General features: G+C 62.1%; 12 protein-coding genes. All 12 read right to left on the minus strand.

Features of this window, described 5'->3' with window-relative positions:
• Positions 1 to 93: 93 nt before the first annotated feature.
• Positions 94 to 1,461 (minus strand): group II intron reverse transcriptase/maturase, encoded by a 1,368-nt coding sequence (gene ltrA, locus AB3347_RS17730; RefSeq protein ID WP_369093179.1) that lies wholly within the window; start codon positions 1,459 to 1,461, stop codon positions 94 to 96.
• Between the two features lie 447 nt (positions 1,462 to 1,908).
• Entirely contained in the window at positions 1,909 to 2,700 is a 792-nt protein-coding gene (locus tag AB3347_RS17735; RefSeq protein ID WP_027866350.1) for a hypothetical protein, read from the minus strand.
• A 191-nt stretch (positions 2,701 to 2,891) separates the two neighbouring features.
• On the minus strand, positions 2,892 to 3,557 hold the full coding sequence (locus AB3347_RS17740) for a hypothetical protein (protein WP_036214689.1): 666 nt from the start codon (positions 3,555 to 3,557) through the stop codon (positions 2,892 to 2,894).
• A 155-nt stretch (positions 3,558 to 3,712) separates the two neighbouring features.
• Positions 3,713 to 6,865, minus strand: a complete 3,153-nt coding sequence (locus tag AB3347_RS17745) for a hypothetical protein (RefSeq protein ID WP_369093099.1) — start codon at positions 6,863 to 6,865, stop codon at positions 3,713 to 3,715.
• Between the two features lie 34 nt (positions 6,866 to 6,899).
• Complete coding sequence (locus AB3347_RS17750) at positions 6,900 to 7,190, minus strand: hypothetical protein (RefSeq protein ID WP_156923754.1); 291 nt, start codon at positions 7,188 to 7,190, stop codon at positions 6,900 to 6,902.
• Positions 7,165 to 8,445, minus strand: coding sequence for a hypothetical protein (locus tag AB3347_RS17755; RefSeq protein WP_369093100.1), 1,281 nt, complete (start codon positions 8,443 to 8,445; stop codon positions 7,165 to 7,167). Before AB3347_RS17755 ends, AB3347_RS17750 begins: the two co-directional genes overlap by 26 nt.
• Before the next feature lie 32 nt (positions 8,446 to 8,477).
• Positions 8,478 to 9,161 (minus strand): HNH endonuclease, encoded by a 684-nt coding sequence (locus AB3347_RS17760; RefSeq protein ID WP_369093101.1) that lies wholly within the window; start codon positions 9,159 to 9,161, stop codon positions 8,478 to 8,480.
• A gap of 5 nt (positions 9,162 to 9,166) precedes the next feature.
• Complete coding sequence (locus AB3347_RS17765; protein WP_027866344.1) at positions 9,167 to 9,535, minus strand: hypothetical protein; 369 nt, start codon at positions 9,533 to 9,535, stop codon at positions 9,167 to 9,169.
• Between the two features lie 76 nt (positions 9,536 to 9,611).
• Positions 9,612 to 10,115, minus strand: coding sequence for a hypothetical protein (locus tag AB3347_RS17770; RefSeq protein WP_027866343.1), 504 nt, complete (start codon positions 10,113 to 10,115; stop codon positions 9,612 to 9,614).
• Positions 10,116 to 10,133: 18 nt separating this feature from the next.
• Positions 10,134 to 11,180: a hypothetical protein gene (locus AB3347_RS17775; RefSeq protein ID WP_027866342.1), complete on the minus strand. Its 1,047-nt coding sequence runs from the start codon at positions 11,178 to 11,180 to the stop codon at positions 10,134 to 10,136.
• Between the two features lie 15 nt (positions 11,181 to 11,195).
• A complete protein-coding gene (locus AB3347_RS17780) occupies positions 11,196 to 12,470 on the minus strand; it encodes a DotG/IcmE/VirB10 family protein (RefSeq protein ID WP_369093102.1) in 1,275 nt (424 codons plus the stop codon).
• A 15-nt stretch (positions 12,471 to 12,485) separates the two neighbouring features.
• Positions 12,486 to 13,277: a DotH/IcmK family type IV secretion protein gene (locus AB3347_RS17785; protein WP_027866340.1), complete on the minus strand. Its 792-nt coding sequence runs from the start codon at positions 13,275 to 13,277 to the stop codon at positions 12,486 to 12,488.
• Between the last annotated feature and the right edge of the window lie 80 nt (positions 13,278 to 13,357).

The raw sequence follows: 13,357 nt of genomic DNA on the forward strand, positions 1-13,357 counted from the left end.
CACAAATCGGGATAGGGGCAGTCAGCGTGCTGACTGGCCCCTCCCACACCACCCGGCATGCGGGTCCGCACCGGGCGGTTCGAGTAGTTGAGGTTAAGTGAGGCGAGGCATGCCAAGGCGGTCAAAGTAGGCAACCGTCAATACGCTGTTCAGTGCAAGCCTGCTGTTGCGCCACCAGCTGCGGTTGTTCCCCGCAACCAGAGCAGCGACTCTCAGCGTTGCCCCCAACTTTCGCAGCTCTCGATAGATGGTAGGCCCACATCGCCACTGTTTCAGGTGAATTGCACGTAGGCGGTGGCGCATCCACTTGTCCAGCTCTCGCAGGGCAGTCGGAGTTTGCGCCAGTCCGAAATATGCTTTCCATCCCGATACGTAGCTACGCAGCCCATCAATTACCTCGGCAATGCTGCGTCCACCTGATCGACGAGTAAGTTGCCTGATCTTCTGCCGGAATGCCTCCAGCGCCTTCTTCGACACCGCGCGTTTCACCTCACCTTTAGGGCCCATCCACAACTCATAGCCCAGGAATTTGCGGCCAAACGCCCGGCTCACTGCACTTTTCGATTCGTTGATCTTCAGGTGCAGTTTGTCGTATCGACGCTTGAGCAGGGCCATCACCCGCTCGCCTGCCTTCTGGCTGCGCACGTACACGTTGCAGTCGTCGGCATAGCGGGCAAAGCGATGCCCCTGTCGTTCCAGCATCCGATCCACCTCGTCGAGAAGCACGTTGGCCAGAAGCGGCGAGAGCGGTCCGCCTTGCGGCGTCCCTTCTCCCCGCTCGACCACCACGCCGCCATCCATGATCCCCGCGTTCAGGTAGGCGCGCACCAGCCGGATCACTCCAGCATCGTTCACGCGTTTCCGTAAGCGGTCGATCAGGATGTCGTGGTTGACCCGGTCAAAGAACTTCGACAGATCGACGTCGACCACGGTGCGGTAGCCTTCCTGCACGTACTGCTGTACTGCGAGCACGGCATCGCGCGCACGCCGACCAGGCCGGAACCCGTGGCTGTGTTCACTAAAGGTGGGATCGATCAGCGGTTGCAGCACCTGCAATAGTGCCTGCTGAATCAGACGGTCGGTCACGGTAGGTATCCCCAGTTCACGCTCGCTTCCATCCGGCTTCGGAATGCCGACGCGCCGTACCGGCATGGGCCGATACGTGCCATTCACCAGTTGCTGCCTGATGAGAGGCCAAGCGTGCTTCAGGTGTTGTCCGGTCTGGGCAATGTCCAGACCATCGACGCCTGCGGCTCCCTTGTTCGCCTTCACGCGTTTCCACGCGCGTTGCATGTTTTCCCTCGCGAGCGCTTGCGTGAGCAAGTCTCGCCCTGTGCCTTCCAGTTCCTGTCGCGGGAATCCTGTTTCATCGCTGGCCGCTTTGGACGAGGCTTCACCCCGCCTTACCGCGACCCGCCCCGCTGGTGCGGGCATCTGATGCCGTACACGATTCATCGACAAGTTGTTCGACACTCCTACTCGTTCGGCCCTTCGCTGAAAAAAAAGACTCGGCTACTATGGCCTCTGCTGACTTCTCGCTCCGTGTCGCCACGTCGCCCTTTCAGGCACAAGGCGAGATCTCCCCAAGGTAAGAACGCACTCCTTCCCTGCACAACCGCCGGATTTACGCCACTTCGCCTTGACCACGAGAGCTTCGCGGATCATTGCCCGCTCGCCCTGCTCGGTAGCGCCTTGTATCCGGTTCTTGTCCATCGGCTCGCAGTTTCGCTCCACGCTTCCTCTCCACGTTCGGTCGCCCTTACGCAGTTGCGCTTCACTTCGCTCGCTGTGGTCAGCTCACGGCGGGACTTGCACCCGCAAGAGTGCGCCCATGCTGGGCGCACAACGAAAAAAGCCCCGCACATGGCGAGGCTTTGTACAGACGACCGCTCTCGCGGCCGAGTTCGCTTACGGGTTGTTGCCGAAAGCGTTTGCGTCGGCGGCACCGCCGTCTTCTTCGCCCAGGATGTCGGCCACGTTCAGCGAGGTATCCTCGTCGAGCCTTGCGGCCGGTGCCGGCTGAGCCTGCGGCGCCACCGGTGCCGGCTGGGCGCCGGAAGCAGCCTTCACTTTCGCGTCCACTGCGCGCGCCAGTTCGAGGGTGAACTCGTGTTGCGCGGAGAAGTCGTTGACGGTGCTGATCACTTTACCGGCCGGGTTCGTCACTTCGATCTTCTCGACGCGCGGAATCTGCACTTCGCCTTCGCCGTACTTGTTGGCCAGCTTCTGCTCGCCCTGGTAGCCGACCAGACGCACTTCGTCTTTCTGGCGGATGACTTCGTTGCCCTCCTTGTCTTTGCCCTTGCTACCGGCCGGGAAGACGTAGCTCTTCAGGGTGATCGGCTGGGTCAGGTCAGCGGCGTTGATGGCGCCCAGGACCTGGAGTGCGCTGCTGCCCATGCTGAACTTGACGACGGCGTCCTTGCCGTCCGGGCTGCGCAGCGACACCAGGATCTTGTTCTCAAAGACGCCCTGCTGTTGGTAGACTTCTTCTTCCTTGACGATCACGCGACGCACGAACGCCGAGATCATGTCCGGGTATTCTTCTTTGTAGACCTTACGGCCAGTGGTGGTCAGGTGCTCGCGGTAGCTGCCTTCGGCATTTTGCTCGCGGTGATCGATGGTGAACAGGCCGGTCTTGCCGTTGTAGTTGACCCAGGTGGTGTTGCCGTTGCTGTTGCCGTTGATGCGACCGAACATGATGATTCCCTTTGTAGAAATTGGCCCAGGACTGGTGGGCAGCGTCTGGGCCGATGACGATGCCATATCGCTTAAACTTTTTGCTGCTTAACCGCTTCAGCAAACCGCTGTGCGATCGCTGATGAGCCCATCATAAAAATTTCGGTCAGGCGTGGTTGCAAAAAGTGCTTGCGCTCCCCGGAACCTCTCGGTCAAGCGGCGACGGCGGCTGCCGGATGTGGGACGAGCATCATGCGGCCGTCGGCTACAACACGCACGCGATGGCGCACTGCGCGTGCGGTTTCGGCGCTGAACATGTTCACGTAGCCCAGGCACGGATAAAATCCGACCGCAATGGCCATCAGCACCACCCAAAGGATGCCAGCGGCAGATAGCGTCACGTGCGCAATTGCGCTCGCCATCCCGGTCATCGCTTGCAGGTCGCTCACGGCCGTGCGAATCGCCTCTGGATTGACCACGGCGGCAAGCGCTGCCCAGAAGAGTGCAACCGGCACGACCCAAGCCAGCATCTGCGCCGCCCGGATTGCGGTGCTCAGGAGGTTGAGAGCCTGGCTACGGTAGACATGCCAGTCTTCGAGCACGCCCTTCTCCAGCTCGGCCAGGCCGGCATCGGACAGGGTGCCAACATGGACCCGCTCGATGACCACATCCCACTCGACGAGCGCGGGGTTATCGATCCGGGCCTGTAGCGCGGCGCGCTGGCGCCGGCGCTCCACCGATACGCCCACCCCCAGGACCGCGCCCAGCACCAGGCCCACAGGACCGAGCGCCACCGCGCCTACACAAGCGGCCACGCCACCGAGCAAGGCGCCTACTGCTACATCGCCGCGGCTCACGGGCGTCATCGTCTTTTTCATGCTTCAGTTCTCCGGTAGTGAAAAGCCCATTTCGGAGCGGTGATCCGGGACCTGCCTGTTTTTTGTCATTCCCGATGGAAACCGCATGGGCACTGGCTTTGGACGAAAAAAAGGCCCTAGTTATCCACTTTTTTGTGCATAACATCGGGCTCCTATCAGGCGGCCTGCAGCGCGCGCGCCGATTCGTGGTAGCGCTCGGCAATTTCCCTGGCGATGATCGACGTAATGGTCGTGGACCTGTCGCCCACCCGGTCGGTACCCATGATCCGGCTGCGCTGCTCGATGTACGATGCAGCCGACCCCTTGGGGAATTCACGGGCAAGGCACTGGAGAGCTTCGCGCTCGCCGATCAGCAGCTCGAGCTCATTACGCAGTGGTCCGTCGGTATCGTCGGTGGTGTAGCACCAGGTCTCGATCGGACCGACCTCGTTATCAAAGACCGCCGTCACCATGCCATCGCGCAGACGGAACCACGACCAGATACGGCCCACTCGATCCAGACCGTTTCGCAGAATGTCCAGGTCGGTATTCGACAGGCCCAGTGCATCCTTCGCAAACACGTTCTGCTTTTCCGACTGCTGCCCGGTGACCATAAGGGTCGTCGTGCCGTCGAGGATCGCGCTCGGGAGGTCGGTGACGTACTGGGTCACGAAGTTCAGGTAGACCTTGAACTTACGGGTCTCGCGCGTTTCCTTCTCATTCAGGTTGACCAGGCCCTTCACTGAATTGACGTTGTGCCATTCTTCGTACGTGAGCACCTTCGGCGTCTGCTGGATTTCGCGGACACGGCGCATCTGGTAGTCCTTGTACGCGGGTCGAACCAAGGTTGCCATCTCATCGACGTCCAGGAAGAAGTTGCGCGCACCGAGGTGGCGTGCGTACAGATACATCATCCCTGCGAACTCCCGGCCGCTGGCCGAAGAGCCGCCGAGAACATTTTGCAGGTCGGCCACCATGATGCGGGCGTTGTCGACATTGACGCGCGTGACGCCGGCGAGGACCGCATACTCTGAGGTCGCATTCATCAAGGCGCGAGATGCACGATCGACCATGAGCTCATCGTTAATCTTCGCGGTGCCGTAGACGGAGCGAATACGATCGCTCTGCAGCACCTTGGTCATATCCTCCATGCGGGGCACGGCGAAGCGTTGAGCGATGCGGGCTGCCTCGATGCGGCCAGCTGCAAACAGGGCATCTACGACCATGTAGACAGTCGGCGGCTTCGCATGGTCGATCTCAAAACCGATCTCCTCGAGCTGGCGACTGATGTCTTCGCTATAGGCCGACTGCCAGATCCTGGCGTCGGTCGAATCAGGCCCGAACATCCGATAAGCCTCTGCGATCATCGCCTTGATGAATGCACTGGCCTCCTCGCCCAAACTCTTGAAGATCACCTCGTAGACCGCGACCTGGAAGTCCAACTCCATGCCCGTCGGCCCCTTGCAGCCCAGCTGCAGATCGTGCGGATTGACGCAGTACTCGGCATCGTTCAGCACCTTGAAATACACCAGCTGGTCGTGCAACGCTGGCGGGAGGACCGTGCGCAGGTGCCGCAGGAAGCCCTTGCCCGAGTAGCCAACGTCGATTAGCAGTGCGTATGGCAACTGCTGGGCGCCGGGCGTGAGCGAGAGGCTGTACATCATCCGGTTGATCAGGAAGGACTTGCCGGAGCCCGAGGGTGCGCACCAGCCCGAGACGAAGGACGCGTGCTTCCTCGATCCGATCTGCACCGGGTAGATCACGCCGTCACTGGTCTTGAATTGAAGCTGTCCGAACTCCCATGGCGAGGCCGGGCGCATCAGCGGCGACATGTACACCGCATCGGAAAGCGGCGCTGGCACCACTGGCGCCACGCTGGCGGTGGTGTATTCCGGGATGCTGGAGAGGCGTGCAACGTCTGGCTCACCGGTCTCGGGCGAGGCCTGCATACCGCCCCAGCTCTTGACAGCGAGGTCGAGCTCTTGAAGTGCGCTCTCGGCCTTCTCTTTCGACCGGTCCCAGGTGGCGAACGACACGCGCAGGCCGATGATCGGGTCTGTCGCAGCACTACGTTCGTGATGGTCTCGCAGTTCCTTGTATGCGTCGCGGATCTGCCGGTTGGTCGCATTGAAGGGCGCCAGGAACGCATTGAGCAACTGGTTGAGCTTGTTGTACTCGAGCCCCTTCGGCAAGATCTCGTACGAGATGCTCATCGGGATGCCGACGGCACGAACCTTTTGCATCAGCGCCGCGAAGATGGTTTGGGATGGAAGCTTGCGAGGCGAGACAGGCCCAACCTCCATCACCGCGGTGCCGTACCAGGTGTGCCCGATACTGGCGGTCTCGTAGTTATCGATATGGCCGATCACTTTCCGGGTGAGCACCTGCATTCCCAGCGCCAGTGGCGCCGGCGAGCCGTTGTCTGCCGTCGCGGAGTAGATCGAGCCCTCCTGCCCGAGAAGCCGCGCTGTCCAGCCTGGCTGGAAGGGGATCTCGCGATCGCCGAAGCGGCGCACCCTTTCGAAGGCCTCACGCACGGCCATCAGCTGCATCGACAGGCCAATGGCGCGGCTGTTGAAGTCGCTCAAGAGGTTCTTGACCAGGCCTTCGTGGCGCTGCAGGATCGCAGGACTGCGGCTGAGCAGCACCTGGCCGAACGGCGACGTCATCGCCATAGGCAGGTTCTCTATGCCCTTCCCAGTCTCCATGATCTTCTTGATCATTTCCTGGTACTGCTCCGTCGCGCGCTTGAGCTCATCCCGACGGAGAGCCTTCATGTGCGTGCGCACGGTGAGGAGCGTCATCTCTTCAGCTGCACCACTCGCCAGCCGAGACGCCAGGTCACGCCGATACGACTCGGCGTCGCCACCCAGACGCTTGGCCGTGGCCAACATCGGCGCGATCTTCTGCTCGAATACCTGCGCGGCGGTGTTGGGGTCGTGCAGGAAGTAGAGGCCGAACGAGTACGAGCTCCCGCTTCCGCCGGCCATATACGCTGCGACGTTCGCCGAGACCAGCTCAGCCATGCGCGCCGCGTCAGCCTCGCGGATGTTCGTGCGCGCACCTCGTACCAGCAGGAACGACACGAGCGTTCCGTCTGCCATCTCCAGCGAATACGGCTCAGGGAAAGGGCCTTCGTCGCTGGCGACAGCTCCACCGTGCGTGCTCTGCGGCAGGTGGCTGTCCTGCAGCAGCTCGCTGATGAATGCCCCCTGATCCAGACGCTGGGACGGTACCACGGCGCCACGCCACTGGCAGTGCACCATGGCGCTACCGCCGCCCAGGTTATCGTGCGCCGACTCGGCGAGGGAAAGCAGGATGTTTGTCATATTGCTACTCGTGTAAGGGATGGATGCGCGCCGCCTACGGCGCGCGTGCCGGGCTCTGCTGCTGGGCAACCAGGTCTTGCTCGGCCCGGCGATCGTCTGCAATCTGCTTGAGACCTGGCAGCACATCCGGCTGACGCAGGACCTCGACGATTTTGGGATCACGCTTCGCGGCCGTGGTGATGATCTCCATCAGGCGCTGGATCCGCTGGACCGGGGTCAAATGGAAGATGGCATCCATCTCCGCGGTCAGCTCAAGCGGCAACCGCCAGACAATCTGGCTGATCGCCCGATCGAGGGGATCAATGGGAATGATCGGGGCTAACATAGCCAAACTCCTGTAGAAGCGCATTCCAGCGCGGCATCGTGAAGTCGTTCGCAATCGCGGCCTGCTCCAGCTCGACCAGCTTTTCGCGATCGACGTTGACCATGACCGAGCCGTTTCCGTACCCGGAGACTTGGAACCCGGCCTGCTGCATGCGTAGAGCGGCTTCGAAACAAATTGCTCGGTCGTGCGCGCGCAACCACGTGGCATGTACGTCGTATTCCTGGTCGTTGGTCACACGCGAGTACTTCGCCGCCATCAGCCCTTGGCAGTGGACATAAGACACGAGTCCGGTAGCCGGCAGAGCCTTGATTAGACGATCCTGGGTAAGGCCCGACGGCAGTTGGCAGCCCGAAGGCAGCGGCAGACACGTCAACGACACCAGGTACGACTTCACGTGGACTCGGGCGTAGCGGCTCACCCAGCGATACTCGACGTCCGTCATCCAGCTGCGCTTGGAGCGCTGCCGCGATGCGCCCAAGCCGTAGGCGATCAGACCCGCCAGCTCAGCTGGCACGCCGTCGAGCTCCACGACACACTCGATCAAGGTCGGCGGGAAGGTGCCGGCCATGACCGCATCGTGGTCGAAGCCAACGTGGGACAGCGCATGAGACCATCCCGAATCTGGGACCGGATTACTCAACAGCCATTCAGCGTATGGCATGCGGTTAAAGCGCAGGCGCACGCGAACGCAGTTATCCATGAATGGCGTGTATTTCGACGACCAGCTCTGGTATGCGGACGAGAGCTTGCGCAGCAGCATATCCTTGGACGGTGATGTCGGAGGCATGGCCTTGCTGATCGTGGCCACCAGGGTGTCGTCCTGGAGGTTGCGGGTCGGGTCATCCAGCTTGTAGACCTCGACGGCCATTCGCACGGCATGCTGGACATAGACTACCAGGGCTTTGCCGCCTTCGAGCGCATGGTGCCCGTCGATCCGGATGCCGAAGTCGGTGGCGATCTCGGACAGTTTCAGGCCCAAGTAGCCCGTGCGCCGCACATGGTGCATCTGTGCGCCGCCGAGCTTGCGGAAGTCCTGGAAGTCGCCCGAGGAGATCCACAGGACGTCATTCGGCAGGTCGTACAGGCCACGCACGCGAAACGGCTCGCGGTGCGGGAGGAACGCCCAGCCTTCCGCGAGCGTGTTGCGGTTATCGTGAAGAACGATACCGACCATGAGCTTCTCGGCCACCTCGCGAGGTGACGGCTTCGGTTCCGCCTGCGCCGCCTTGCGGTGCGTTACATTCAGCTCAAACATCAGATCCCTGTGCTTCCGTGCTTCATTAATTCTTATCTAGCGGCCGTGCGTCGAGTGAAAATCGACGGCCAAGAGGACATCGGCAGCGACGCGAATTCGTCAGCGAACTTCTTCGCTTGCTTCGCGATCACACCGAGCCCAAAAACAACCCGCAGCCCCTTCATCGGCTCCGCGCGGCCGGCGTACACTGGCTCGCTCACCTCTTTCAGCGCGATTGCAAAGTGCGAGGCCTTGGACGCCCCCCACACAGACTCGATGTAGTGGGAGTACTCGAGCAAGCTGGCGTGGAGCATTCGGGCATCGGCCTTCGCCTCTTCGGATGCATCCGCACTGGCCAGCACGTGGCCGATGGTGCGCATCAAGTGCGAGAGGTCAGACTGCTGCAGGTCCGGCAGGTACGCCAAGTGCGACGCACCCCCGGCGAGCTCGGATTCGTCTGCACGAACCAGACGGCTGGCGAGCTCGCCGATATGGTTGACCGGATGGCAAAACACACATTGCGGCGAGAAGTTCTCATCCGCGTTGTTGGCGTGATTGCAGTCCTTGTGGTGCACCTCCAGGCCGCCCCCCGACTTCACTCCGCACGCTTGGCATGTGTACGACGCGCGCTGCAGCACCGAAGGACGCTTCGCACGGTAGGCGGCGTCCGCCACCTCCGCTTGCGGATCGTGATCCCGGAAAGTGTTTCGGCTGACGCCTGGTACGAGTTCCGACATCTTGCTTACTGCAGGTTGACGGAAGAGTTGGAGGTGGTCGAGGTACCCACGAAGGTCTGCGTCATGGTGTCGGTGGTGCCGGTGAGCGCGACCATGAGGGCGCCGGCGATGAATTTGATGCCGATGCTGCCCCAGCTGGTGTCCTCGCCGGCGCGGCCTTTCGACTTCTTGAGCATTTCCATACCGGCCCAACCGATCGCAACGAGGCCGGCCAGGAAGAAGCCGTAAATTGCCAGATCCTTGATCACTGGCAGGTTGCTGGTGATTGTGCGCAGGCGCTCGAACAGGGTATCGGCACGCGCCGGCGCCGCAACCATCATGCCGATCGCGAAGACCGGGACCGCAACTTTCAGGAAGTGTTTCGAGAGTTTCATTTGGGATTTCCCTTAATTAGAGTGGTTTTTAACTACATATCCGGTGTATAGCCGAATTCTTTCTGCGTGGTTGCAACTAGATCATTGGGCCAACGAAACGCCAGAGGTTCACGCCGAACGCGCCTGCGATGATGAACACCGCTGCGGTCCATCCTGGATCCTCGACCTGGGTCTGCCCACCGTCGCCCAGCTTGACGATGAGGCGCGTGCCTTTGATGATGGCCAGCACACCCAGGGTTGCCATCCACGCCAGGACGCACTGGAGGATCATCTTCGGGACACTGTCCCCACCGCCCGGCATAACCGACATCGAGTTCGTCAGTGGCATCGCCTCGCCGGTCCAGGTCAGGACCTGCATGTTGATGTACGCATTGGCATTGATGAAGAAGGTCCCGACCAGGAACCTGGCCGACACAGACCCCCACCCATACGTGCGGCGAGCGTCGTTCCACCTGGTCATGCGGTGCGCCGCGCTCCCGACCAGAAACCAGCCCAGCGCCAGCGAGCAAACAGCGATCGCCAGCTCCTTGACGACAGCCGCCCCTTCATGAAACGAGGCCAGCAGCGTATTGAGGTCCATGTCGGTTGCTCCTTGCGATTACTGGTAGCGAACGCCGTTGACCTCAACAACCGGATTACCGGCTGCGTCGACCGCAATGTTCTGGACGGTGCCCAGCCCTGGCAGCGATTCACCACGCGACACGCGGTGCTTCATCCCGCCAAAGTCGACGAGTGCGCTGGTCACGCCATGGCGGGTGGACATACCGATCACGCGGACGCTGTCATCGGACAGGATCACGGGTTTCTTCGGTTCCGGCGCCACTTGGGCCACGACCTTCAATTTCTCGTGCTGTACCGGTGCCGGCGTCACCGCGGCCGCGCGTCGCGCAGCTGCCTTCGCCCGCGCACGCTCTTGTGCTTCAGCGCGCTCATAGCGAGCCAGGCGACGTTCGAGCATCGCAACGCGAGCTGCCAGATCCGCCTCAGTACGGGTCGGTGTCGCCGCCTTCGCCGAAGGCTCGGGCTTGGCTTTGGCCAGAACAATCTGTTCGGACGGCGATGCCGGTGTCGAGGCCTTGGTCGGGACCGGGGCCGGCGCAGGAGCGGCAGCAGCTTGCGGCTGTGCCAAAGCCATCTGGACTGGCTGTGCGCCATTTGGGGAAGGCGCTACGGTCGTACCGGCTGCCGCGGCGACGGCAGCCGCAGCGTGAGTGGAGGCGGCCGCAGCCGGCGACGGAGCAGGACCCACGGCAGCTTCAGGTGCCGTGGCTGGTGCCGGTGCACCTGCCGGCGCGCCGCCCATCACCGTCGCCGCTTCATCGGGAGTTGCGCCCATCATCGAACTGCCCGCGGTTGCCATCGCCGCTGTCGGCTGCGGGTACACCTCGACTTTCGGCGCTGTCGCATCGGCGATCACGACGAGACCGAGCAGTGCAGCGAACACGCCACCGATGCCGTATGCCACCTTCCGCTTGGTAGAGAGCTTCTTTTTTTCCTTCTTCACTTTGCCGATTTTCACATTCGCGGCCGCCGGTGCAGGCCCTGGCGCGCTCGGCGCTGCGGCGCCAGCGGTACCGAGCGGGTCCATCTGGTCACCCAGGTTCGGCTCAGCAAGGTTCGGCGGGTAGAGGCGATCGTCAGACATACTAGGGTTCCTTATTTACTTGTTATTACGTGCACGGCCGGCGAGATTGGACTGATAAACCGACTCTTCGAAGACGATGCCGATCTGAGTACCCGATGCGAGGGTGACGTGGCCGTCCTGCGGCCCGGTCGCCAGCGCACGCGAGACCTGGTTCGCGCCCGACGAGTACATGGCGTTGCGGGCCTGCTCTGCCGACGGCGTAGGCGTTTGCTGGCCGCCGGTGACGATGCCAGCGCCACCAGCTCCAGGGATCGGGATCGCGATGACAGTAGTTCCCACCTGTGCTCGCGCGCCGGCGTAGGCTTTCACGCCCTCGGCCAGGACTGGGAAAACATAGCGCTGCATGTAGCGGCCGTCGTATTCACCCTTGACCACGTCCCCGGCGACTTCCCCGTCCATCCCGTAGGCGACGACCTTGAACGTGCGGCCGTTGAAGGATGCGGTATTGAAGTCAGCCTGGAAGCCCTGGGTACCGATTCGGCGCGCGGAGCCAGTGAGCACTGCGCCGGCCAGTGGCCCGTTCTGGATGCGCGCACGCAACTTGCCTGGCGTATCCGAGTCGGTGGCGCTGATCATCTCCGCGGCGTATGGCTGTTCGTAGGCCTTGATCACCATGACGTCATCGCTGTCGTGCTGGGCGCCGCCATTACCCTGCTCCTGGGCGCCCCGCGCGCCGTTGCCGTTGCCGTTGCCAGAAGTCTTGCTCGGTTCGCGCACATAGGTCGACAAGACACGCTGGCCGCTACCGCCACCGACGCCCCACGCATCCATGATTCGGTTCATCTGCTTTTCGAGGGCTTCAACCTTTGCTTGATCGGTCGACGCCGCCGCCTGCGTAGGCGCCGAATTTGGAGAGATCGGCGGCTGCTGTGGCTGTTGATCCAGTCGCACTTCACCTGGCTGCTGCTGGATCGAAGGGGTTGACACGGTGCTCACCGGAGGTGTGTTACCGATGGCGCTCTGGCCGCCACTGAGCGCCGCGGCGATCCGCGCATTTTCCTGTTTGCGCAACTCCTCACGGTCGGCCTCGCTCAGCATCGTGCCTGGGATGGCCTCCGCCGGCGCTTCGACGACGTTCGAAGGCTTCTTTTCCTCAGCACTCTCACCGCCGGAGAACAGGACGATCAGCAACGAAAACGCGGTAACGACTACCCCGCCGACGATCATCATGTTGCGTTTGCCCTTGGGGTCCCAGCGTGGCTTGCTCGGTTTTGGCTCAGCACCTGCGCCGCCAATCGCATCATTCGAGACCGGTGCGGCGCCCGGTGCCGTGGTGTCGTTCGAATCCATGATTTCCTTCTTCAGTTACGATTTAGTGCGGCTTGCGACTGGCGGGATGTACGGCAGCTCGAGCACAGCGTTGACTTCACGACCATCGACACCCATGCGGACCAGGGACGTGTACGGCATTTTGTAGACGGCAGTACCGTCGACGGCGGCCTGGCGGCTAAACCAGCCAGGGCTGAAAATCGTGTGTGGCGTGCGCATGTAGAGATGGCCACGCCACATCCAGGCCAGAGTCGATGCGACCTGGTTGACTTTTACCTCCACGGCACCTTCCGGCGGGATGCCCATCAGGAAGCCCTGCATCTCGCCAACCTGGGTGCCGCCATCGGCCTCAAGGCGATCACCCGGCAGGACGGTCTTCGCCGCAGTCAGCACGGGAACGACAGCCTGGATGACGCTATCGACCGTCTTGCTGGTGCTGCCAACGCGCACTTGGAGGAGGATGGGATTAGGGACACCAGCCAAGCGGATCATCATGTTGCCCTGGCCGCTGATTGCTTTCGCCGATACTTCAACTGTCGATGAACCACGTTCCTTCACCTCATCGGTCGCGAGCACGCCGATATCGAATGCGTAGGAGAAGCTCTTCACGCCGTCGACAATCAGCGGCGAGCCGGAGCGGTCAACGAAGGTGATCAGCGCTCCGTGGTTGAGCGCAACTTCGACCGTCTGCGGGCGAGAGTTCGGCTCGAAGCTAATCTGCATGATCCTGCTGCCCCGAACCGTGTACGGTCCGCCCGGCGTCTCAGCCATCGCACGCGCAGTCTCCACCATCGACTCGCCGAATTCACGGATCTCCTGCGGGGTCATGGGTGAGACGCGATTGCTCGCTTCGGCTGCATAGTCGGTGGCCGGCAACTTAGGATCTGGCAAAGGGCCTCCGACGACAC

This window comes from Massilia sp. X63, from assembly GCF_041023745.1.
In the GTDB taxonomy this organism is placed as follows: domain Bacteria; phylum Pseudomonadota; class Gammaproteobacteria; order Burkholderiales; family Burkholderiaceae_D; genus Telluria.